Annotated in this window: 1 pseudogene; it reads left to right on the forward strand. The window is 31.9% G+C overall.

Annotated elements, in window-relative coordinates:
* A pseudogene (locus LGK97_RS19695) lies at positions 1–551 on the forward strand (hypothetical protein); the annotation flags it as partial.

Raw genomic sequence — 551 nt, forward strand, 5'->3', positions numbered from 1 at the left:
AAGTTGGACCTCTCATGCTGATTATCAACAATTTATTATTTCAAATCTCTCATGTTTCTATAAAGATTTCACTAAAGAAATTATAGAACTTGAATCTTCTATATCTAAGTTGTATTGCCTAGACTTAGATATTCTTAGCGAGATATTAAAACCTTATTACTCCAATACTGGTAGACCCGCAACCTTTCAACCTGAAATCTTTCGTTCATTCTCTTTAATGTTTTTTAAAAAGGAAACAAGTATCACTAACTGGGTTAAAAAGCTTCATGCCAGTAAGCTATTTGCAACGTGTATTGGCTGCACTGAAAATTATGTCCCATCACTTGGTGCTCATTATGATTTTATATCTAGATTATGGCTATCTAACCTGTCTGCCGACAGAATTAAACTAAAAAAAACATATTCTTATAAGAAGAAACCTTCTAAAATTAAGACACCCAGTAAAAACAAGAAGCTTCCTAATAAAAAAACAGGTGTTGTTAGAAGAATTTCAGATTTTTTTGAAGCTGGTCGTTCATTTTCTTTAAGAGCCGAAAGGCTGCTTCAAAAAA

The organism is Clostridium sp. CS001 (assembly GCF_020443565.1).
Taxonomy (GTDB): Bacteria; Bacillota; Clostridia; order Clostridiales; family Clostridiaceae; genus Clostridium_AD.